Source organism: Mesorhizobium sp. C416B (assembly GCF_030323165.1).
Lineage (GTDB): Bacteria > Pseudomonadota > Alphaproteobacteria > Rhizobiales > Rhizobiaceae > Mesorhizobium.
Genome location: NZ_CP100471.1, coordinates 5,804,455 through 5,825,970 on the forward strand (window position 1 = coordinate 5,804,455; position 21,516 = coordinate 5,825,970).

The 21,516-nt window shown below is 62.9% G+C and carries 18 protein-coding genes; 12 read left to right on the top strand and 6 right to left on the bottom strand.

The window, feature by feature from the left end; all coding sequences use genetic code 11:
• Positions 1-256 precede the first annotated feature (256 nt).
• From NLY43_RS28210 to NLY43_RS28250, 9 genes are all read left to right on the top strand, one after another.
• Positions 257-1,315: a PilN domain-containing protein gene (locus NLY43_RS28210; protein WP_023687874.1), complete on the top strand. Its 1,059-nt coding sequence runs from the start codon at positions 257-259 to the stop codon at positions 1,313-1,315.
• A gap of 2 nt (positions 1,316-1,317) precedes the next feature.
• On the top strand, positions 1,318-1,911 hold the full coding sequence (gene gspM / locus NLY43_RS28215) for a type II secretion system protein GspM (protein ID WP_023712158.1): 594 nt from the start codon (positions 1,318-1,320) through the stop codon (positions 1,909-1,911).
• Positions 1,908-2,471, top strand: coding sequence for a hypothetical protein (locus tag NLY43_RS28220; protein WP_023687876.1), 564 nt, complete (start codon positions 1,908-1,910; stop codon positions 2,469-2,471). Before gspM ends, NLY43_RS28220 begins: the two co-directional genes overlap by 4 nt.
• A complete protein-coding gene (locus NLY43_RS28225; protein WP_245262582.1) occupies positions 2,468-3,655 on the top strand; it encodes a general secretion pathway protein GspK in 1,188 nt (395 codons plus the stop codon). Before NLY43_RS28220 ends, NLY43_RS28225 begins: the two co-directional genes overlap by 4 nt.
• Positions 3,652-5,295, top strand: a complete 1,644-nt coding sequence (locus NLY43_RS28230) for a GspE/PulE family protein (RefSeq protein WP_023712156.1) — start codon at positions 3,652-3,654, stop codon at positions 5,293-5,295. The genes NLY43_RS28225 and NLY43_RS28230 overlap by 4 nt, the downstream gene beginning before the upstream one ends.
• Positions 5,295-6,512: a type II secretion system F family protein gene (locus tag NLY43_RS28235; protein WP_023712155.1), complete on the top strand. Its 1,218-nt coding sequence runs from the start codon at positions 5,295-5,297 to the stop codon at positions 6,510-6,512. The genes NLY43_RS28230 and NLY43_RS28235 overlap by 1 nt, the downstream gene beginning before the upstream one ends.
• Positions 6,509-6,979 carry a GspH/FimT family pseudopilin gene (locus NLY43_RS28240; RefSeq protein WP_023712154.1) on the top strand — a complete coding sequence of 157 codons (471 nt, stop codon included), beginning with the start codon at positions 6,509-6,511 and terminating at the stop codon, positions 6,977-6,979. The genes NLY43_RS28235 and NLY43_RS28240 overlap by 4 nt, the downstream gene beginning before the upstream one ends.
• Positions 6,961-7,308, top strand: coding sequence for a PulJ/GspJ family protein (locus tag NLY43_RS28245; RefSeq protein WP_023687881.1), 348 nt, complete (start codon positions 6,961-6,963; stop codon positions 7,306-7,308). The genes NLY43_RS28240 and NLY43_RS28245 overlap by 19 nt, the downstream gene beginning before the upstream one ends.
• 149 nt (positions 7,309-7,457) lie before the next feature.
• Positions 7,458-8,012 carry a type II secretion system protein GspJ gene (locus NLY43_RS28250; protein ID WP_245264006.1) on the top strand — a complete coding sequence of 185 codons (555 nt, stop codon included), beginning with the start codon at positions 7,458-7,460 and terminating at the stop codon, positions 8,010-8,012.
• Between the two features lie 46 nt (positions 8,013-8,058).
• Here NLY43_RS28250 and gspG read toward each other — a convergent pair whose 3' ends face one another.
• From gspG to NLY43_RS28280, 6 genes are all read right to left on the bottom strand, one after another.
• Positions 8,059-8,511, bottom strand: coding sequence for a type II secretion system major pseudopilin GspG (gspG, locus tag NLY43_RS28255; protein ID WP_023712152.1), 453 nt, complete (start codon positions 8,509-8,511; stop codon positions 8,059-8,061).
• Positions 8,511-9,005, bottom strand: a complete 495-nt coding sequence (locus NLY43_RS28260; protein WP_023712151.1) for a prepilin peptidase — start codon at positions 9,003-9,005, stop codon at positions 8,511-8,513. Before NLY43_RS28260 ends, gspG begins: the two co-directional genes overlap by 1 nt.
• A complete protein-coding gene (gspD, locus tag NLY43_RS28265; protein ID WP_023687885.1) occupies positions 9,002-11,128 on the bottom strand; it encodes a type II secretion system secretin GspD in 2,127 nt (708 codons plus the stop codon). Before gspD ends, NLY43_RS28260 begins: the two co-directional genes overlap by 4 nt.
• Before the next feature lie 75 nt (positions 11,129-11,203).
• Entirely contained in the window at positions 11,204-11,476 is a 273-nt protein-coding gene (locus tag NLY43_RS28270) for a hypothetical protein (protein WP_023712149.1), read from the bottom strand.
• A 240-nt stretch (positions 11,477-11,716) separates the two neighbouring features.
• Positions 11,717-12,337 carry a hypothetical protein gene (locus NLY43_RS28275; RefSeq protein ID WP_023712148.1) on the bottom strand — a complete coding sequence of 207 codons (621 nt, stop codon included), beginning with the start codon at positions 12,335-12,337 and terminating at the stop codon, positions 11,717-11,719.
• Between the two features lie 6 nt (positions 12,338-12,343).
• Positions 12,344-18,610 (bottom strand): RHS repeat-associated core domain-containing protein, encoded by a 6,267-nt coding sequence (locus tag NLY43_RS28280; protein ID WP_286459084.1) that lies wholly within the window; start codon positions 18,608-18,610, stop codon positions 12,344-12,346.
• A gap of 191 nt (positions 18,611-18,801) precedes the next feature.
• Here NLY43_RS28280 and NLY43_RS28285 point away from each other — a divergent pair, with 191 nt between their 5' ends.
• From NLY43_RS28285 to NLY43_RS28295, 3 genes are all read left to right on the top strand, one after another.
• Positions 18,802-18,927, top strand: a complete 126-nt coding sequence (locus NLY43_RS28285) for a hypothetical protein (protein ID WP_023712146.1) — start codon at positions 18,802-18,804, stop codon at positions 18,925-18,927.
• 108 nt (positions 18,928-19,035) lie between these two features.
• Positions 19,036-20,565 (top strand): MDR family MFS transporter, encoded by a 1,530-nt coding sequence (locus NLY43_RS28290; RefSeq protein WP_286459086.1) that lies wholly within the window; start codon positions 19,036-19,038, stop codon positions 20,563-20,565.
• Between the two features lie 69 nt (positions 20,566-20,634).
• Positions 20,635-21,471: an amidohydrolase family protein gene (locus NLY43_RS28295; RefSeq protein WP_023712144.1), complete on the top strand. Its 837-nt coding sequence runs from the start codon at positions 20,635-20,637 to the stop codon at positions 21,469-21,471.
• Positions 21,472-21,516: the final 45 nt, after the last annotated feature.

A 21,516-nucleotide genomic window follows, 5' to 3' on the forward strand; every position in this document is an offset into this window, starting at 1 on the left:
ATGCGCTCTACAAGAACCTACGGGCGGCGCATTGCCGGCTTGCCGATGTCGGTATCTGGGCATGGTGCCTGATGCCTAACCATGTGCATCTGATCCTGACTCCGGCCGACCCTGATTGCCTGCGGCGTTCACACCAAGCCAACAAAAGCTGTGGCTAATCAGCCCTCCGCAATCTCGCTGATATCCCCGTCACACCAGCCCCTGTAATCTCAGTGCGAAAACCCTCGGCTTAGAATCAACCGGGGCAGGGTGGGGCGTGGCGGCATTGAGTGCGCAATGTCTGGATTTCCGGGACTGGTGGCTCGAGGAGCTGCGAGGGGCGCGGCTTTCGCCTAGAAAAAAGCAAGCTTCTAGCGGCGACTGGATCGTCAGCCTGGCGGATGACGGCATTCGTGTGCGCGAGGCCGGGGCGCCGGAGTTTCAGTCGATCCCGCTGGCGCTGACCGCCTCTTCGGATGAGATCCTGGCGCTGCTGCAGGGCGGGGGCCGGGTCAGGCGGCCGCGCTTCGATGTCGTGATCCAGCCGGGGCTGTTCCTGACCCGGCAGCTGGCGCCGCGGCTTCTGCCGGTCCGGCAGGCGCGCGACATGGCCGAGCTCGACCTTCTGGCCGCGACGCCGCTCGATCCGGCGCAGGTGCATGTCGTGTTTGCCAGGGATGCCGGGGCTAGGCCTGCCAGGCAAGACAGCACCTACCACGTCGTCAAGGGCAAGACGCTTGCCGCGGTGCTGGATGCGGTGCGCCGCGCCGGCGGTTCGGTGCGCAGCCTGTCGCTGGCGCAGCCCGGAGAGACGCTGCGCGCCGATCCGCTCAGCCTGGCCGCCATCTGGCCGCCGACGGCGCGCGACCGGCGCAAGCGCAGCACCTGGATCGCCGCCTGTTCGGCGCTGGCGGCAGCGCTGCTGATCACCTTCGTCCACGCGCATTGGCTGATCTGGCAGGCCGATGGCGAACTGGACGCGCAGATTGCGGATGCGCAGGTGTTGGCCAAGACGGCACGCGCGTCGCTGCAGAAGCGCCAGGCCGGCATCGAGCGGGTCGAGAAAATCCGCCAGGAGAAGAAGACGACGGCGTCGCTGGTGCGGGTCTGGGCCGAACTCACGCATCTGCTTCCCGACACGGCCTGGCTCACCGATCTCTCGGCCAAGGGCGACGATCTGACCATCACCGGCTTTGCCACCTCGGCGGCCGAACTGATCCAGCCGATCGATGCCTCGCCGCTGTTTTCGGCGCCCGAATTCGCCTCGCCCGTGGTTAAGGTGCCCGGACAGGACGGCGAACATTTCACCATTTCGGCCAAGATCGGAGCGCTCTGACGATGCTCTCCGCCATCCTCAACACCAGCCCGCCGCTGCGCCGCCTGATCGCGCTGGCGCTGGCAGCGGTTGCGGCGTGTCTCTGTGCCTGGCTGGTGTTCGCGGCGTTGGACAGCGTCGCCTCGGCGCGGGCCGGGATCGAGGACAAGCGCGCGCTGCTCGGCCAGCTGCAAAACGTGGCGGCGCTGGCCAAGCGCCTCGACGGCGACACCGGCCCGGTGGAAGCGGCCAATCCCGAATTCCTCACCGGCGAGAGCGAGGCGATCATTCGCGGTGCGCTGCAGAAGTGGCTGAACGCCATCGCTGCCGCCAATAGCGTCAGCGTGCTGTCGGCCGGCAACGCCCCGGTGCTGAGTGAAGGCGGCGTCGATTTCATCGGGCTGCGGGTCAATCTGTCGGGGCCGCTGGAAGGCATCCACAACGCCGTGCTCGCCCTCGAAACCTCGCTGCCGGTGCTGTTCATCCGCGAGGCGACGCTGCGCACCACCGATGTCAGCCCTGCCGCGGGACGGATGGGCGACCCTGAGCTGTCTGCCGAGATCCTGTTTTACGGCCCGCTGCAGACGCAAGCTGCGCCCGGCGGGGTCAAGCCATGAGCGGGAAGTTTGCGGGCCTGGCGATTGCGGGGGGTATCGCGGTTCTCGTGCTGGTCAATGTCGCGCTCTACAACACGCCGGTCGACATCTCGCCGATTGCCTCCGGCAAGGGGCATGATGGCGGCCCGGCATCTGCTGCGGGCGCGCTGCAATTTCCCGAGGCCGGCGATTTCAGCGAGACGTTCCAGCGGCCGCTGTTCACGCCGATGCGGCGCAAGATCATACCGCCGCCGCCAGCGCCGCTGCCGGTGGAGGTTGCCGTGGCACCTGTCGAACAGGCGCCTCCGCCGGTGGACGTCGCGCCGGCGGCCGCGCCATCGCTGCTCGGCATCAGCATTCAGGGCGGAGCGGGAAAAGCGCTGTTGCGCGTCGCCGGCAAAGATGAAGCGCTCTGGTATGCCAGTGGCGAGACCGTCGACGGCTGGACGGTGTCAGTGATCGACAAGGACCAGGCCGTGCTGGAGCGCGACGGCAAGGTGGCGCGCATCCCGCTGCATCCGCCATGGACGAACCCGCCGCCGGCCCCGCCGCCGCCCCCGCCACCTGAGCCGGAACTATGAGCGGGCGCATGTTTGCTGAGGTTGGCAGGGCAATCGCGTATGGCGACGCCAGCCCCCCACTCCGGCCGCTGCGCGGCCACCTCTCCCCCATGTCCATGGGGGAGAGGAAACCCAAGCCTTTCGAGGCTGCGACCTCGGTGGTTAGCATTTCCTCTTCCCCCACGAATGTGGGGGAGAGGTGGCTCGGCGAAGCCGAGACGGAGTGGGGGAGCGCCATATGCGTTTGCCCTGCTCCTCCTTGTGGGGAGGGATCAAGGGCGGGGGTATTCGTAAAGCGCAAAGCTCTCCCAGCCGTAGGGGACGACAGCGCCAGCGCCGGCTTTTCGCTGGTTGCTGTACTGGTGTTCATGCTGATCGTCTCGGCCATCGTCGTTCCCTTCGCCGTCACCGCCAAAACGCGGCTGATGATCGCCAACAACGAGCTGGAGCAGGAGCGGTTGTCGCTGCTTGCCGAGGGGCTCGGCAATGTGGTGGCGAGCGAATTGACCGCGGAGCAGGTCACGGAAAAGCTGCCGCTGGATTCGACGCCGGCCGCGTGCCGGTCGGGAGGCTACAGCTTTGTCCTGCGCGTCCAGGATCATGGTGGGCTGATCGATCTCAATGCCGCTGACGACCGCCTGCTGGGGCTGGGCTTTGCCGCGCTCGGCTTCGAGCAGCAGATGGCGGACGAACTGGCAAAGGCCGCGATCCGGTTTCGCGACAGCGCCAAACTGTTCGCCGGCCTGCCGCAGGCCAGAAGCCCGGTCGGGCCGCCTGAGGACAAAGAGGCGCCGTTCGAATCGGTATCCGAACTGCAGGAGTTTTCCGCGCTTGCGGCGATCCCGCTGCGCAACCTGCAGGGGATTTTCACCGTCAACTCCAAGCGCGGCACGGTCAGCGCCGACCGCGCGCCGCGCCGGCTTCGCGCTGTTCTTGTCGGCGGCCCCAACGCATCGGTCGTTGCGGGCGCGACCGATGTATCGGCCTATACGGTTGAAATTGTTGTCAGGCGGGACGGCTCCGGCATCGCAGGCGAGGCCGGCTTCATCATCGAGAAATCCCAGGCAGGCCCAGTGCCATTCGCGCGTGTCTCGCGCAGCCCGGCCGGCGATGCCACTGCACAGCCGCCAGCCGCGGCCACCGCCGGCTGCGAGATGCTGTTCGGGGCTGACGCCGCGCAGTTGCTGACGAGGTGGAGCGCATGAACGCCGCAGCGCAGGCCAAGGGGATCGAGGCGTTTCTCACCTTCCTCGAAGGCGAGAAAGTGCTGACCGCGCATGCCGCGCAGCGCGCACTCGGTGCATCGCGAACATCCGGCCACCCCTTCGATACGGTGATGACCGAACTCGGGCTGATCGGCGAACAGGAGCTCGCCAACAGCCTCAGCCGCTATCTCGGAGCGCCGACGCCGGTGGAGGTCCCCGAGCAGGTCAGCGCCGAAATGCTGGCCGGCGTGCCGCTGGCCTATCTCCGGGAAAACGCCATCCTGCCGCTGCAGATGGATACCGAGCGGCTGGTCGTCGCCGTCGCCGATCCGTTCTCTTCGGCCACCATCGACGCGCTCGCCTTCCACTATGAGCGGACGCTTTCGCTGCGCATTCTGCCAAGGCGCGTGATTGCCGAATGCATCGACCGTATCGAGCAATCGGCGCTGGCGGCTGTCACGAATGGCGGTGCCACCGGCGAGATCATGGATTTCGGTCCCGACGACCTCGAGCGGCTGAAGGATTTCGCCCGCGAGGCACCGATCGTGCGCTTCGTCGCCGAGACCATCCACAAGGCGGTCGACGCCAGGGCCACCGACATTCACATCGAGCCGCTCGAGGATCATGTCCGCATCCGCTTCCGGCATGACGGCGTGCTGTCGACGGTCGACACCGCCTCGATCGCGATGCTGTCGGGTATTTCCACGCGCATAAAAATCCTGTCGCGGCTCAACATTGCCGAACGCCGCCTGCCGCAGGACGGGCGCATGCGCATTGCCGTGCGCGGCAGGGATATCGACCTGCGCGTCTCGGTCATCCCGTCCATCCATGGCGAGGCCATCGTGCTCCGCATTCTTGATCGCGCAGGCGTCGAGCTGAAACTGGAGAAGCTCGGCTTCGACAGTGCTGCGCAAGCCAAGATCCGCTCCATGTCGCAATCGGCCAACGGCATCGTGCTGATCACCGGACCGACCGGCAGCGGCAAGACGACTACGCTCTATTCGATCCTGGCCGAACGCTCGCGGCCGGACGTCAAGATCTTCACCGTCGAGGATCCGGTGGAATACCGCATGGCCGGCATTACCCAGCTGCAGGTCAATCCGGCGATCGACCTCGACTTTGCCGCCGCCTTGCGGTCGATCCTGCGCCAGGACCCCGACATCATCCTGCTCGGCGAAATCCGCGACCGCGAGACGGCGCAGGTCGCGGTGCAGGCGGCGCTGACGGGCCATCTGGTGTTCTCGACGCTGCACACCAACAGCGCGGCGGGCGCGTTGACGCGGCTGCGCGACATGGGCATCGACGGCTACCTGCTGGGCGCGACGATCCGCGGCGTCATCGCGCAGCGGCTGCTGCGCCATGTCTGTCCGGCCTGCCACGGCGTCGAGCAGGCCGGGTCGCCCTGCCGCACCTGCAACGGGTCGGGCTATAGCGGGCGCACGGTGACCTACGAAATGCTGCAGGTTTCGCCGCGCATTGCCGAACTGATCGACCAGGGCGCCGGCGAAATGGAGATCGGCCGCATAGCCGCGCAAGACGATCTGGTGCCGATGTCGATCCATGCCACAGCGCTTGCCCGCTCCGGGGTTACCACGATGGACGAGGTCCGCCGCGTCATCGATCTCGCGGGGGATGGCTGATGCCAGCCTTCGCCTATCGCGCCTATCTCGTCGACGGCAGCACGGAGAGCGGCGTCCTCGATGCCTCGACCAAACAGGAGGCCGCCCGTAAGCTGGCCCAGCAAGGGCGCCGTTCCTATCACCTCGCCCCGGTAAGCAGCGACAGACCGCAGTTGCGCCTGCCGCGGCGAACCGCGTTGACCTTTACCCGGAAGGTCGATCTCAGCCGGCTGTTCTCCGAGCTGTCGGTGCTGCTCAACGCCGGCTTCACCGTCGACCGCGCCCTGGGCGCGGTCATCGCCGGCGAGGCGAACCGCCAACGGCGCCAGCAGCTGCAATCGGTGCTCGATCTCACCACGGGCGGGCGGCCGATCGCCGAGGCCTTTGCCGCCCTGCCGGGCATCACCTCCGATGTCGCGGCACTTCTCGCCAGCGGTGAGCGCAGCGGCAAGATGGCCTATATCTGCCAGCGGCTGGCGGACACGTTCGAGGCCACCGCCAAGCGCCGCGCGGCCATCGGCGAGGCACTGGCCTATCCGGCCTTTCTGCTTTTGGTGATGAGCGGGGCGCTGGTCATTCTGGCGACCGTGCTGGTGCCGGCGCTGGAGCCGATCTTCGAGGGCTCATCCGCGCCCAAGCCGTTCACCATGAAGATGCTGTCGGTCTTCGGCACGGTGTTCCGCGACTACCCCTTCGTCTTCCCGCTGGCGGCAGTGCTCGGCCTTTTGTCCTATCTCGTGCTGTCTCGCTCTGCCGGCGCCAGAAAACAATTTTCGCACGCGGTGTTGAAGATACCGCTGATCGGCGCGCTGGTCAGGGATGCCGTCATCGCGCGCTACCTTGAAACGCTGGCCTTGCTGCTCGGCAATGGCGTGGCGATGACCGAGGCGCTTGGGCTCGCCGCCAATGTGTCGAGGCAAAGCTCGCTCGCGGCAAGCTTTGCCTCGATCGAGGACAATGTCGCCAACGGCGCGCGCCTGCATGGCGCGGTCGTCAAGGCGGGGATTTTCGATCATGCGACGATGTCGCTGGTGTCGCTGGGCGAAGAGGCGAACGCGCTGCCGGTGGTGCTGGATCGCGCCGCCAAAATGCTGCAGCTGACGCTGACGCGGCGGATCGACACGGTGCTGAAGCTGCTGACGCCGGCGCTGACGATTTCGCTTGGCTTCCTCGTCGGCAGCCTGGTCATTTCGGTGATGACCACGATCCTCTCGATCAACGATCTGGCGCTGCAATGACCGCCGCCGCCGCGAAAGCCGACCAGCAGGCGGAAGCCGGATTCACCCTGGTCGAAATGCTGGTGGTGCTGGCGATCATGGCGCTCGTGGCGGCCATCGCCGCACCGGGGCTGGTCAGCCACTACCGCAGCAAGAGCCTGGAGACGCTGGCCGGCGAGATCACCATGCGGCTGCGGCTGTCGCGCACATCGGCCATCGCCACCGCGCGGCCGAGAGAGGTCCTCGTCGATCTCGGCGCCCGCACCATTCGCTTTGGCGAGCGCGATGTTTTCGCATTGCCGGATGACGTCAAACTGACGGTCGTTACCGGCCAGGAGACAGTCGTCGCCGGACGGCAAACGGTGCTGACCTTCCTGCCCGACGGCAGCGCGTCGGGCATGGATATTTCGCTGCAGCAAAAGGGGCGGACCGCGCGCATTGCGGTCAACTGGCTGACCGGACTTCCGACATGGCGGGCATTGCCGTGACAGAGCCTTCGTCCGAAGACGGGTTTTCGATCCTGGAAATGATCGTCGCCATGACGATCCTGGCGCTGGTGCTCGGCATTGCCAGCCAGTCGATCGTGCTGGCCAGCCGCAGCATCGCCATCGCCAAGGCGCAGATCGAAGCGGCGAGGGCCGCGCGCATCATGCTGTCGGAGTACGAGGCCGGAACGGACAGCAGGCGATCCGGCTGGCAGTTGCAGACGCGCCCGATCGTGGTGTCGAAGACGAAGATGGTTGCCGTCGTCATTGGCAGGAGTAACGGCGCCGGCCAGCCGTTCCTGACCTTCGTGCCCGCGAAGGATCGGCAATGATCCGGCGGCTGGTCCAAGCCCATGCGCGTCGTGGGGGCCGGCCATCCGGGCAGCGTGTTCTCAAGCAAATATTCGGGACCGACCGGCGCCCCAAATCATCGTCATCCATCGAAGGCTTCGCCCTTATCGACGTTCTGGTCGGCCTAGCCATGATCGGCGTCATCTCCGCGCTGATGATCGTCTTTCTCGGACAGGCGCGGACCATGATGCGGATCCAGAAGACGACCGAGATGCAGATGGAGGTCGATGCCGCGGCGCGGTTTCTCGAAACGGCGATCGGCAGCGCCGAGCCGCTGCCGTTGTCGCAGTCGACGCCCGACATGGTGCTTTATCTCAGCGGCACCGGCGCGCGCATCGAGTTCAACGCCGTTCAGGCCATCGGCTTCAAATCCTCAGCCTTGCGCGAGGTCGCCGTTTCGCTTGGAAGTGACCTGACCATCGTGCAGAAAATCCGACGCGGCAGCGATGCCGCCAAATCGACTGGAGGCCAACCGGTGCTGCTGATCGCCGACGTCAGCGCGGTAAGGTTCGAATATTTCGACAATGCGGCCAAAGTCCCGTCATGGTCGGCGAGCTGGTCCGCTCCACGGCGTCTGCCTGCTGCCGTGCGGTTCACCATCTCGGTGGCGAGGGACGGCGCAACCTATTCTTCGACAGGTTTTGCCCGCCTCGACCTGGCGACTGCCGGGTCGCCGGCGAGCTGAAGAGCCTGACCCACTGCGGGTCCCGCCTCGTTTCAGCCGACGGCCATCAGTTTGTGATGTCCTGGTCCTCGCCGGTGCCGTCGGGCTTGCCGTCCTTGCCAAGCGTGCGGATGACGACGCCGCTCGCATCGGCCTTCACCTCGTAGGAATAGGGCTTGCCCCAGGGATCCTTCAGGCCGCCCTTGAGATAGGGGCCGTTCCAGCGCGCTTCGCTGGCCGGCTGTGTGACCAGGGCGGCGAGCCCTTCTTCGTCGGTCGGGTATTTCGCGTTGTCGACATAATAGAGTTCGAGTGCGCTTTCGATGTTGCGGATCTGCGCCTTGGCGGCGTTGGTGCGCGCCGAGCCGAGATAGCGCAGCACCTGGGGTGCGGCGAGCGTCGCGATCAAGGCAATGATGGCGAGAACGACCAGAAGCTCGACCAGCGTGAACCCGCTTTCACCGGTGTCGCGGTTGCGGCAGGACTTTTCGGAAGCTTGCTTAAAGCGCAGCGTGATCATCAGAGCAGTCCCATGTTCAAACCGGCGAATTGTTCCAGCACCCAGCTGGAGCCGAGGCCGATGGCGATAAACGGACCGAAGGCGACGCGGGCCCGCGCGGCTGCCGGCCCGGTCGCCACCACTTGCCCACCGACGAACAGCAGCGCCGTGGCGCTGGCGATGAACAGCAACACCGGCAGGAGCAGAGGGTCGATCCAGCATGCGGCGGCCGCCAGCATCTTGACGTCGCCGAGGCCGAGCCCGATCCGGCCGGTCATCAGGAAGTGCCCGCGCCGCAGCAGCCAGGCGGCGGCGAAGGTCGCTGCGGCAAACACGAGATGCAGCGGCAGGCCGTCCGCCGCCACCTGATAGCCAAGGCCGGTTGCCGCCAGCGCCAGGTTCAACCCGTCCGGGATGATCTGGCGGCGGAAATCGGCGATCGAAATGGCGGCGAGAATTGCCGCCAGGGCGAACGTGGCAGCCAGCAGGAGCGATGGGTGCGCAGCCGCGATCAATAGGCCAGCCTCTTCAAATCCTGCTGCAGCTTGGTGCCGCCGCGGCGTTTCTGGATCGGCGTCTGCAGGCTGATCTTGCCGCGGAATTCGTCGGTCACTTCGCGGGCCTCGTTGATGTCGCGCACGACATGCGGCCGGATGAAGATGATCAGCTCGGTACGCACAATCTTGTCGTTTTTCTGTTTGAACGCGTTGCCGATAATGGGGATGTCGCCGAGAATTGGCACCTGCGTGCGGCCGACACTGTTGTTCTGCTGGATGAGGCCGCCCAGCGCCAGGCTTTCGCCGTCATTGACCAGCACGCGGGTCTGGATCTTGCGCTGCTGTATGGTCGGTGAATCGATGCCGGAGCTCTTCGTCTCGGCAACGTTGCTGACCTCCTGCTGAATGTCGAGCATCACCCGGCCCGCATTGTTGATGCGCGGCGTCACCGTCAGGATGACACCGGTGTCCTTCATCTGCACCGAGTTGATGATCGGCGCCGTGCCGCTGCCGGTATCCTGCGATTGCTGGGTCAGGATCGGCACCTGGTCGCCGACCTGCAAGATCGCCTTCTGGTTGTTCAGCGCCATGATGGTCGGCGCCGAAATGACGTTGACATCGGTGATCGAGGACAGCGCATTCAGCGTCACCTGTATGTTGTCGGTGGCATAACTCCAGTTGAAACCCGGCAAAGTGGCGGCGGCAGCCGCCTTGGCCACGTCGGTCACCGATACCTTCGTGCCGCCATTCTCGAAGAACCAGCGCAGGCCGTATTTCAGCTCGTCGTTGAGCGTGACTTCGGCAATGACCGCTTCCAGCATGACCTGCGTCGGCAAGATGTCGACCTTGGTCAGGATCTGCTCGATGCGCTCATAGTCGCGCGCCGTGGTCTGGATCAGCAGCGCGTTGTTTTCGATGTCGGCGACGACGGTGGCGTGGGCGGGCGGCTGTCCGTCCTGCTGCGGCATCGAAGGCGACGGCCCGGTCAACGGCACCGGGGTAATGCCGTCCGACTGCATGGCGATCGGCGTCTGGTCGGGCGACACGTTCGAGCCGTCCGCGCCGCCCTCGGTCTTGACCGAGGTGCCGAGAACCGAGCTCAGCACAGCGGCCAGTTCCTTGGCCGGGCGGTTCTGTATCTGGTAGACGAAGAGCTGGTCCTCGTTGGACTCCGCCAGCCTGTCGAGCTTGTTGATCCAGCTGGCGGCGCGCGCGAGATAGGCCGGGCGCGAGGTGATCACCAGCACCGAATTCAGCCGGTCGTTGGGGATGAACTGGATGAGCTTGGCGCCCGGCCCGTCCTTGGTGCCGAAGATGGAATCGAGTTCCGCGGCGACGGCTTCCGGCTTCGAGGTCTTCAGCGGATGCAGCGCCACCGACATGCCGCGCATCCAGTCGACATCGAACACCGACACCGCCTCGCGGATGGCATTGAGGTCGCTGTCATTGCCGGCGACGGTGATCAGGTTGCGGGTGGAATCGACCCGCAGCACCGAGCCCTGGCGGGTGATCGGCTCGAGAATGGTCTTCATCTCGTCGGCGGCGATATATTGCAGCTGCAGCACCTGCACCTTGACGCCGGGCCCCGAAGGCGACACCGAGGGCACGCTGACCGGCGGTGTGTTGGACATGATCTCGGACAGCGGCACGACCTGGTAGGTGCCGGCGCGCTTGGTGATGCCCGCGCCATTCACCGCAAGTGCTGATTCCAGTATGTCGACCAGTGCATCCTTCGACACCGGCTGCGAGGTCTGCAGCGTCACCGTGCCCTGCACGCGCGGGTCGACGATGTAGTTGAGGTGCAGCGCGTCACCCAGCACCGCCTTGGCCGCATCGGCGATCGGCGCACTGACCAGGTTGAGCTCGAACTGGCCCGAGCCGTCAGTCGTTACCTGGGTGACGGGGGCGCTGGACGAGACGAACTGGCCGGACCCCTGATACTGCGCGCCGTTGAAGCGCTGCCCGGCGCTCGCGGCCGAGGTGACGGTGGATGGTCCGGTGTATCCCGCCCGCAAGGGCGAGTTCTTGGCGTGCAGGCTGTCGATAGTCTCGGTGAAAAAGTCCTTGCCCGGCGTGGAATTGCAGCCGGCAAGTGCAAGCAACAGGCACAATACGACGCGATTGCTTGACCCGATTGACATACACCCGATTCCCCAAGGGCCTTAGTTTAGGACGTCCTGAGGTTGAGTGCTTGGATTGATGGGGGGATTTGGAGTCTATCCACAGGGTTGGTGGTGGGGGGTGGGTGCGACCGGGGGTTGGGTTCGCATGACTGCGAGAGGCGTGGAAATCTCGTCGGTGGTCGCATGGAGCGCCAGCGGGATCGGCTGAAACTCCGGCGCCCCGGCATCGCGCACGCGAATGCGGTCATCGGCGAGGCTGACGATCCAGTCGCCGGTGGGCGCCTGCTTCTGCTTCGGCGAAAGCCGCGCCCAGCGCGGCTCCTCGAGCCACCAGAAATCCAGACATTGCGCGCCAAGTCCCGCCACGACCCACCCGCCCTGGCTGATTCTAAGCCGAGGTCCTCTAGGTTGAGATTACAGGGGCTGGTGTGACGGATATCAGCGAGAGCGCGGCGAGCGGATTAGTCACAGCTTTTTGTTGGGCGAGCGCTCGCCGCGAAGCTGCGTGCTGTGGTGTGGCAGATCGGGTACGACGATGCGAGCAAGGCGAGCCATGAGGTAGATCATGAGCACACGGCTATGGAGCGGATAGCTAAACGTGCACCGTCACCGTAGTTCGTATCCTTCCAGCAATGGTATGAGGTACTTTAGCGCCCATTCTCTATTTTCAGGCCTCGGCATTTTTTCCACGTATTCGACAAAGTCGGCCTTTATTTTATCGACACCACCCCAAGCCTTATCTAACTCTCTAATTAATTCTTTCCCTCCTGAGACGATACAATACCTAATGAATATATCGCTTAATATTGAAAAATCACCATCAACAGAGGTTATTCCGACATTGTCCTTAAATCTAGCATTCATCATCCATAATCTGTTAGATGACGAGTACGGAGCCAAGAATATAATGTCTATGTCAATTTCACCAAAAGAGCTCCAATAGAAGCACTCCGTGTCAATTTTCTCAAAGAATTCATCAAATATCCTTTCATCACCATACCCATCATCCTCATCTCTTAACTCCAGATCTCCAGGAATCAAGCGATATTCGAGGATTTTTGGAATTATCATTTCGCCGTTAGGGAAACTCTGAGTCGAGGCACTCTTCCGTTCATACGTATGCTTTAAGATATCTATGTAATTGTTATTCCGCTCAAGAGGTACAATCTTAACATTGTCAGGAACTTTAGTGCCGGCATACTCACGGCTTTTCAGATCGGTCTTCATTGCGGCTTATTCCTGGGTTTTGTCGTTTGGTTCTTTAGAACCGTCAGAACCGTCAGATTTGTCCTTTGTATCTTTGTTTTCAGTTTTTTCGGGCTTCGGGCTTACTCCAATTTCGTGTGTGGTTTTCTTTTTACCTTTTTCTGTTGTTTTCTGAACTTCGATCGTCCTAATCCCTCTCGATTTCGATCCTGGTCTATCAACTACTGTAGTGCCATCAGGGAGGTCGGTCGCGGTTCCCGGCCCGTATACTGTTTCGATATTCTTGGTTTCAGCTCCCGGGAGCCCCTTAACCGCTGCCATATTTTTGTCAGCTTGCTCGGGGTCAAGGCCGAGATTCATTTTTTCTTTACCCGTAGCGCCTTTCGTTGCCGCGTCAACAGCATCTTGATAGCCTGCATCCGGCACGTCGTTAGCATATGATGGTAGCGGTTCAGTCAGCATTCTCAAGAATGCGCCAAGGCCCTGAGCCCGCCAGCCAGGCATATGAGTCATTTGTAACCCTAAATTTCTGACTGATTTCTCAAGCGATTTTTCGCAAGGTCTGCAGCCAGGAAGAGCGTTGCTCAACATTGCTCCTCCAGTTACACCGGACCCATCAGGAGTGGATACTATCAACTGGTGCCCATTCGGATCGCTCTTATTGATAGGATCGTTCTGCGCATACGCGTAACGATTGGTGCCAACGCCAGGCAGTGTCGGATCCCAATCATCCGGCGAGATGAATCGCCCCATTGCCGGATCCATGTATCGTGCGTTGAGATAGAGCAGCCCGGTTTCGGGATCGAAGCGCTCGCCGATGTAGCCCTTTTGCGTCTGGAAGCCGGTGTTGAGGCGTTCGCCATAGGTGGCGTAGTTGGTGGCTTCGGCGATATTGCCCGAGGCATCGGTGACCATGCGCACTGAGGCCAAATGGTCGCGGTGCAGGAAGGCCTTTGTCGTGCCGGTCACCTTGATGTCGGGATGCGGATAGCGGGTGTAGATCTCAGCACCCGGCGTTGCCGGATTGACCTCGACGGAAGCGTCGGGATAGAACGTGGTGGCGAAGGATGAAGCCTTCTTCACCCGCGCGCCGTCTGGTCCATAAGTCAGGTTGACGGTGTTGGCGGCAAGCGTGACCGTCTTCAGCCGGTTGGCTTCGTCCCAGGTGAGTGTGCGGCTGCCGTCGGAGGTCAGATTGCCATTGGCGTCATAGGCCATGGCATTGGCGCCGACCGTGACCGGCGCATGCGGACGCGCTGCGCTCGCCGCGGGATAGATGTACGTGCCGGCGACACGGGTTCGCGAGACCATATTGTCGTTGGCGGCATAGACGAAGGTTTCGTCCAGCGTGTTGTCGCCGAGATTGTCGGATGAGATCAATCGGTCGGCATTGTCATAGCCATAGGTCCAGCTGTCGGCAGCCGTCTGCCCTGTAGTGCCGGTGATGCGGCCGAGATTGTCCCTCGCATACTGATCGTCGAGCAGGATGGTGGCGCCCTTCGATGTGGTGACACGCGTCACCCAGCGCCGTGTCGGCGAATAGGCAAAGGAGGTCTTCACGCCGTTGGCGTAGGTGATCTCCCTGGTCTGCCCATCAGCTTCGTAGAGCGTCGAGGTGATGAAGCCGGGGGCGGAGACGAGCTTGTTGCCGGCGCTGTATTGCACCGGGGCGGCCACCGTGCCGAAGTCGAGTTGCACCGGCAGATATTGCGTCGCCAGTGTTTGCCCAGAGGCATCGCGGACGCTGATCGTGGTGTGGGTCAGCGTGCCGATGGTGGCATCCTGACGCGCGACCTTGCCGAACCCGTCATACTTGTAGGCTTGCGTCGCGGCCGGATTGGTCGAGGTGGTCAGTTGGCCGATGTTGTAATAGCCGGCAGCCGCCTGATCATAACTGTTCTGCGTCTGCGTCACCGCACTGCCGCCGGGAGCCGTTGCCGTCTTCAGCGTCAGCCGGTCCATCTGGTCATAGCTGAGCGTGGTGACCGTGCCCCTGGCATCGGTCTGGCTGACCAGCCGGTTGGCGGCATCGTAGGTGTAAGCCCATGTGCCGAGATCGGGATCGGACGCCGTCAACCGGTTGCCGGCCATGTCATACGTGTAGCTCCAGGCCGAGCCTCCGGGATCGGTCACGCCGATCAGTCGGCCAAGCCTGTCGTAGTTGCGGCTTTCCATCAGGCCGAGACCCGTGGTGTCGCGGTAGAAGGCCACGACATCGCCATGTGCCCATGTGACCGTTGTGGTTTTGTGACCGAGTTCGTCAGTCAGCGTTGTACCCCACAGCCGCGGCGGAATGGTTTCGGCGGTGGCGAGGTAGGGCAGGTAGCTGCGCTGGCTTGAATCCGGATTGACCGTCAGAACCAATCGATCGGCCCAGTCATAGCTGTTGGTGGTCCACTGCGCGGCCTCGCCGACAAAGCGGGGGAAGGCGGTGCGCAGCACATTGCCGCGAAGATCGTAGTCGGTCTCGGCAATGCGCCTGGCGCCGGCCGTCGTCTCTCCGGGAGTCTCGACGCGATAGACCCGGCCGAGCCCGTCATAATAGGAGCGGGTAAAATCCTCGCTGGCGCCCCCACTCGCTCCATTCGGCAGTGGCGTGTACCTCACCAGCGCCTGTGTTGCCGGATTGCCCTCATTCTCGAAGCGCGTCTTGGCATAGGCGCCGGTGACGCTCTGTGAGACCTGGTAGAGGCGGCAGAACGGATCATAGGTGAAGGTTTTGACCAGACCGTTGAGGTCGGTCTTCGTTGCCAGCAGCCCGCAGGTGATATTGTAGGTAGCGGTCGAGACGAAGCGCGTGTCCGCCGTCTGTCCGCCCGTCGCAAAATAGCGCGGCGCCCGCTCTGTTACCGGATAGAGGTGATAGACCGCGTCATAGTCCCACTCGGTCTTGTGGCCGAGACCGTTGGCAGCCGCGATCTTGTTTCCATAAGCATCGTACGAAAAATACTGGTTGACGGTCTTGCCCGTAGTGACGTCGCTGAAGGTCTGTACCCAGGTCAAATTGCCTTTGACCGGCACAGCCCACACATCGGTTGTGTTGCCGTCGTAATAGTTGTGCCTGTAGCTGATGTAGGGAAGGTTGGTGTCGAAACCAGCTTGCGTGCGCTCGGCGATCAGCGCCGAGACGATGTAGGACGATGTGTTGGGCGAGAAGAAGCGTCCCGTCCATGTCTCGTCACCGCTGACATCGGTGCGGCCATAATCCTTGACGCTGATGACGTTGTTATAGGCATCGAAGCCACGCTCCACCCGCAAGGTGCGGCTGATGTTTTCGGTCAGCGTCGTATCGGTCGCCGCGTTCTGCACGGTGTAGGGTTTTGCCGCGGTGTTGACGACATAGGTCTCGGCCACCTGCTTGTGCACGGTGCCCGCGCCATCCTTCCACACCGTCAGCGACGGCAGGCCATAGCTCGCCAGATCCTGGCGGTAGGTGGTCTCGATCTTCGACGACGCCGTCTCGCCATTGGCGAGCGGCTTTGTCTCGACGATCGAGGCAAAGCCCAGGAACTTGCGCGCTGCCGGATCGTATTTTCCGCCGGCATAGGCGTAAGCGCTCACCGCCGTCTGGCCACGGCCGTCGCTCACCGACAGTTTGGTCACCGCATGCACGACCTGCGGCAGGTAATTGTTCGCCCAGGTCGAGGACGGCGAGTACTCCACCGCAACCGTGCCGCCCAGTTCCGTCACGATCTGCTTCAACAGGTTCGGATTGCCGGTGCCGGCATTCGAGATGAACATGTGGCCGTAATCGGTCAGGTCCGGGAGACCGTCGCCGTTGAAGTCGCCGATCACCGCTCCGACAGGCTGAATTGTGGCGGGGCGTGGAAAATTCACAGCGCTATAAGCGGTAGCAGAGGACGGTTGGAGTGAGTTGACTTTAATGACCCGCGTGGTGGCGACTTGGGGGTCCGTCGCCAGGGTAAAAACATCGATCCTGCCGTCATTGTCGAAGTCACGCAGAATTGCTTGGCCGCCGACCATGTTGGCACTGGAGAAGCCTTTGAAGCCGACGCCTGTCGACAAATAGACCGTGATTTCGTCGGCCGCAGACCTGTATCTGACGACATCCGTCGCGCCATCGCCGTTGATGTCTGCAAAGACGCAGGCGCCGGGATTTGTATTAACATCAAAGTTGCAATTGATGTTGAATGCCGTTCCGCCAGCCTGCCATTTTCCGCTGGACAGGATGCCCTTCTTTAGCTTGTCGGCCACGATGTACATCGGCTGCTGCTTGCCGTTGCCGAGAAAGTCTCCAACGCTCATGCGATCAGGGGAAGAGCCGGTTTGAGATTGCTGGGATTCTAGCGTGTCAATTCCGTCGCCATTCGTATCCGCCACGAAGGACGCCCCGGAGGGAGGCGATGGTACATTGCTGTAGCTGGGCAGCTTGCTGCATACAGACTCATAACCAGCAGGCGCTGGGCTGCAAGGAACTTTGGTCATCGCCAGATTGGCGTCGGTCAGCAGCAGAGATGATGTCGCAGAGTATGTGTAAGTGCAAACATTGCCACCATCTCGCGTACTGTGACAGCCGACATTTGTCGAATGCTGATAGTCAACAAAATCCGCCGTATTCTTGGTTGCCAGAAAGCGCGCTGGATCGAACGGCGCCGAGCCCGAGCTGCTGGTCGGCCCCGGAACGGTGCCGGAGTCCGTCGTCGTTTCCGATGTGTGGTGGGTAAACAATGACTTTACGTCGTACGGCGTGCCGTTGCTGGTGAATTTGATAATTCTCTTGTAGTGATTCGTTGATTTGGTTGTGGTATCGGGATTGTTGCCGGTTGAGCCGCCGCCGCCATTTGTCCACGTCGTGGTCGTCTCAGAGTACTCGCAACACAATTCATCGCGGCCATCGAAATCGAGGTCGTGGGGCTCGTTTGGATTCCCGTAGCTTGGGTTGCCGCCGGTGGTCGGGGGATGCTCGTATAGCGGTGTGTTGACGGTGGAGTAATTCCAGGCGGCATCTTGGTAGGTCATCTGGCCGAGCGACTTCGATGTTCCGCCGGAGACAGTTCCATCCGCAGCGACCGTCGCATCGGTGCCGAAGCGGGCAACGGCGGTCAGCCGCGAGGCGTTGGAGAACGGCGCCTGATCGTAAGTCAGTCTGTAAGCGCCGCGTAGCACGCCGCTCACCGTAACGCCGATCGTCTTGATGCGCTTGTCGGTGACGGAGATGTCGCGGCCATTGCCCATCAGGATCAGGTCGGGACGCGTCTCGTAGTAGAACTTGACCACCGTACCGTTATAGCTGACGGCGTCGGGATAACAGACCGGGCTCGCCGGACAGGTGTAGGTATAGGTTACGCTATTGCCATTGGTGTCGGTGACCGAGGTCAACAGCCAGCGATAGCTCATCGCCAAATCATAGGCCGGCGTGCCGGCGGTCGGCGTCAGATTGGCAACAGCCGCCACCGACCGGAAGGTGGAGACGGTGCCGTCGCGATCCGTCACTTTCCATTCATTGGTGGTGCTGTTCAGCGCAATGCGGCGATAGCTCTCGTTCTCGGTCGCATTTGTACCGCCGGTCGCACACGAGGGCGAGACCATGCCGGTTACGCAGGCGACCATCGCCTGGCCGTCGAGCAGATAGATGTCATTGGCATCGAAGGCCGGCATGCCATAGCCAGGCGTTGCCCGCTCGATGACGTCGAACCCATCGAGACCCCAGGCATAGCCGAGCCAGCCCTGGTAGAGGCCACCGAGCTTGCTCTTGCGTGAGGAATTGTAGTTCAGCGCGATCTGCGGCTCGATGCCGTGGAAGCCCGGCACGTCGATGCCGATGTCGTAGCCCAGATTGCCGTTGCCGCCAGCCTTGGGCAGATCCACCTTCGGCGTGCCGATAGCTTCGGGGTCGCCGCTCTCGGTTGCCGTGGCTGCTACCACTGCCGCCGCTGCCGCGGCAGGTTCCTCCGGCGCTGCTTCCGTATCGGCCTTCTTCTCTGTGGCCTTGTCCTTCGCGTCGGTCGTTTTGGTATCGGCAGCCTTGGCGTCGCTCGCATCACCAGCCTTGGTGTCCGCCGGCTCGGCGCCGACCTTGGCCGCCGCATCGGGACTGCCGGTCGTCGGCTCGGTTGCCGCGTCGCCTGGCGCGCCCACCGGCGGCTTCGCCGAGGAGCCGCCGCCTAACGCCGCCCCGCCATTGCCGAGCCGACCACTGACTGGCGCAGCCGGCGAGGTACTCTGCGCAAACGCCTCCGTTCCTGCGCTGCCTCTAATATAAGTAAGAGAAGATATATCCGCGCCGAAGACGCCAGCGGCAAGCACAGCCGCCCCCAATAGCAATCGCTTCATTGAGTCCCCCTAGCCAAGTTGCTTGACGCTACTCCAACTTCACTTGGCGGATACGACACGATCCGGTCACAAACCAAATATCCACAGGTTTATTTGCGATTTCGTAGAGCATTGCAGAAGAGGCAAGCGAGCAGGGGCGAAGCTCTGACTCTGGCCTCAAGACGCCTTCGCAGAATCGGCGCAATGGCTGCGTGGAGAGCCTGACGACACTGGCGCTCGATCACTCCGCCTTCATCGACAGCATCGTCGATCTCATTGCACGCGACCCCACGGAACTGGTCGCGACGACCATCATCCACGACTGCACGGTCCGCTAAGGCTCTTCCCGTTAGCCGGACGGAATGCCTCCAGGCATGGCGTTTTCGCCTATTTGACACCTCCTGGTTGTGGGCACATAAATCGCGCCCCAAGTTACGGAGACACCGATGACTGTCGAGCAGACGCTGCCGGACGCGCGGCCCGTTGAGGCCCAAGTCAGGCCCGACCTTACGACCTTGATCGTCTATTTCGGCGCGCTGATCGCCATGTTCATGGCAACCATCGACATGCAGATCGTCGTCACCGCCTTGCCCACCATTGCCGGCGAACTCGGCAATCTGCATTTGTTCGGCTGGGTCGGTGCCGCCTACCTGCTCTCGACCGCCGCGGTCTCGCCATTCTACGGCAAGCTTGGCGACATGTATGGCCGCAAGAATGTCGTGCTGACGGCGATCGGCCTGTTCCTGCTGGGCTCGCTGGTCTGCGGCATGGCATGGTCGATGGAGAGCCTGATCGCCGCGCGCGTGCTGCAGGGTATCGGCGGGGGTGGGTTGATGGTTTCGGCCTTCGCCATGATCGGCGAACTGTTTTCGCCGCGCGAGCGCGCCAAATATCAGGGCTACAGTTCGGCGGTGTTCGCGCTGTCGTCGGTGCTCGGCCCGCTGGCCGGCGGCTACATCACCAGCCTGTTCGGCTGGCGTTGGGTGTTCCTGGTCAATTTGCCGATAGGGATCATCGTGCTGGCGGTGCTGGCCTTCGCCATGCGCAGCCGGTTCAACGAAAAGCGGCACCGCATCGACTATCTCGGCGGCGTGCTGCTCGCCGCCGGCACGACGGCGATCGTTTATTGGGGCTACCACGTGCTCGACCCCAGCGGACCGGACCTCATCACCTTCGCGCTGCCGCTGCTGGCGCTGGTCGCCATCACCTTGTTCGTCATGGTCGAGCGGCGGGCCGAAGAGCCGATCGTACCTCTGCGGCTGTTCGGCGATTCGACGGTCAGCATCGTCTCGGGCGTGTCGCTGGTCGCCGGAACGGTGACGCTGGGCATGTTCTTCTATTTTGCCCTCTACATGCAGACGCTGACGGGCCTGAGCCCGGCCGAGGTAGGCTTCCTGTTCCTGCCGGCGTCGCTCACGTCCATGGTCATCTCGATCGTCGCCGGGCGGGTGATCGCGGCAACCGGACGCTACAAATGGATGCCGGTGGTCGCCATGGCTATTGGCGGGTTTCTGATGCTGGGCTTCGTCCTCACCAACCAGCATACGCCGATCTGGGTATTGGCGACGATGATGGCAGTGTTCGGCATCAGCATGGGCCTGCAGTTCCAGGTGCTGATCGTGGCGATCCAGGCGGCAGCACCGCTGCAGGATATCGGCGCGGTGACGTCGCTGATCACCCAGGCGCGGACGCTCGGAGCATCGCTGGGTCTGGCGCTGAACGGCGCGGTGATGATCTGGGCGCTGAACCGGCAGACAGCCGAGCTTCCTGCAGACGCCGCCGCCCTGCTGCCGGGTGGCCTGAACGGGTTGACGCCGCACCTCGCATCGAGCCTGCCGGGCGCGATCCGCGAAGTGGTGCTCGACCATTACTCCAGTGGCTTCAACGTGATGTTCATCTGGGTGGCGGCGCTCTATTTGGTCGCCATGGGGCTGACGCTGCTGCTCGAGGACAAAGAGATCCCGAAGCGGGCCTGAGCCAAAGCTTGTGTCATGCGCTGGGTTTAGGCATTTGGCGATGATCTGAAATCACCGAGGAGGACAGCCATGATCATCGACACTCATCTGCACCTGATCGACCTGTCGGCGCTGCGCTATCCCTGGCTCAGCCGCGAGCCGGCGCTCAACCGCGATTTCCCGCACGCAGAATATGCGATCCAGGCCCGCCGCGCCGGCATTGAAGCCGCGCTGCACATGGAGGTCGATGTCGATGAAGCCGACATCCAGGCCGAGACCAGCCATGTGAAGGCGCAGTCGCTGGAGAAGGGCAGTCTGTTGCGCGGGGCGATCGCCTCCTGCCGCCCGGAGGAGGCCGGTTTCGCCGCCTATCTCGAGCGCCAGCAGGCCGATCCCTTCGTCAAGGGGTTCCGCCGCGTGCTGCACGTCATGCCGGACGAGCTTTCGGACAGCGCGCTGTTTCGCGAAAACATCAAGCGGCTTGCCGGCACAGGCCTGACCTTCGACCTCGTCGTCCTGCCGCATCAGATTCCAAGGGCGGTTGCGCTCGCTGATCTGGCGCCGGATGTGCAGTTCGTGCTCGACCATTGCGGCGTGCCCGACATCAAGGCCAGTGCGGAACATCCGTGGCGCGAGCATATGACCGAGATCGCGCGGCGTCCCAATGTCATCGGCAAGATCTCCGGCGTCGTCGCCTATGCCGATGCCGGCTCATGGACCGTCGAGACCTTGCGCCCCTATGTCGAGCACACGATCGGCTGCTTCGGCTGGGACCGCGTCGTGTGGGGTAGCGACTGGCCGGTGTGCACGCTTGGCGGTGGTCTTGCGACCTGGGTGGCGGCGACACACGCGCTGATCGCGGGCGCCAGTCCTGAGGAGAGGACGAAACTGCTGTCGGGCAATGCCAAGCGGATGTGGAAGCTGTAGCGCGGTCGGACACCGATTGCCTGCAAGCGCGCAGAACGCCATCAT

Coding starts and splice junctions, on each gene's coding strand:
- NLY43_RS28275 (WP_023712148.1), bottom strand. CDS start 12,337: ATGAAGACCGATCTGAAAAGCCGTGAGTATGCCGGCACTAAAGTTCCT.
- NLY43_RS28245 (WP_023687881.1), top strand. CDS start 6,961: ATGGCGGGCATTGCCGTGACAGAGCCTTCGTCCGAAGACGGGTTTTCG.
- NLY43_RS28220 (WP_023687876.1), top strand. CDS start 1,908: ATGAGCGGGAAGTTTGCGGGCCTGGCGATTGCGGGGGGTATCGCGGTT.
- NLY43_RS28225 (WP_245262582.1), top strand. CDS start 2,468: ATGAGCGGGCGCATGTTTGCTGAGGTTGGCAGGGCAATCGCGTATGGC.
- NLY43_RS28240 (WP_023712154.1), top strand. CDS start 6,509: ATGACCGCCGCCGCCGCGAAAGCCGACCAGCAGGCGGAAGCCGGATTC.
- gspG (WP_023712152.1), bottom strand. CDS start 8,511: ATGATCACGCTGCGCTTTAAGCAAGCTTCCGAAAAGTCCTGCCGCAAC.
- NLY43_RS28230 (WP_023712156.1), top strand. CDS start 3,652: ATGAACGCCGCAGCGCAGGCCAAGGGGATCGAGGCGTTTCTCACCTTC.
- NLY43_RS28295 (WP_023712144.1), top strand. CDS start 20,635: ATGATCATCGACACTCATCTGCACCTGATCGACCTGTCGGCGCTGCGC.
- NLY43_RS28235 (WP_023712155.1), top strand. CDS start 5,295: ATGCCAGCCTTCGCCTATCGCGCCTATCTCGTCGACGGCAGCACGGAG.
- NLY43_RS28280 (WP_286459084.1), bottom strand. CDS start 18,610: ATGAAGCGATTGCTATTGGGGGCGGCTGTGCTTGCCGCTGGCGTCTTC.
- NLY43_RS28290 (WP_286459086.1), top strand. CDS start 19,036: ATGACTGTCGAGCAGACGCTGCCGGACGCGCGGCCCGTTGAGGCCCAA.
- gspD (WP_023687885.1), bottom strand. CDS start 11,128: ATGTCAATCGGGTCAAGCAATCGCGTCGTATTGTGCCTGTTGCTTGCA.
- NLY43_RS28250 (WP_245264006.1), top strand. CDS start 7,458: ATGATCGGCGTCATCTCCGCGCTGATGATCGTCTTTCTCGGACAGGCG.
- gspM (WP_023712158.1), top strand. CDS start 1,318: ATGCTCTCCGCCATCCTCAACACCAGCCCGCCGCTGCGCCGCCTGATC.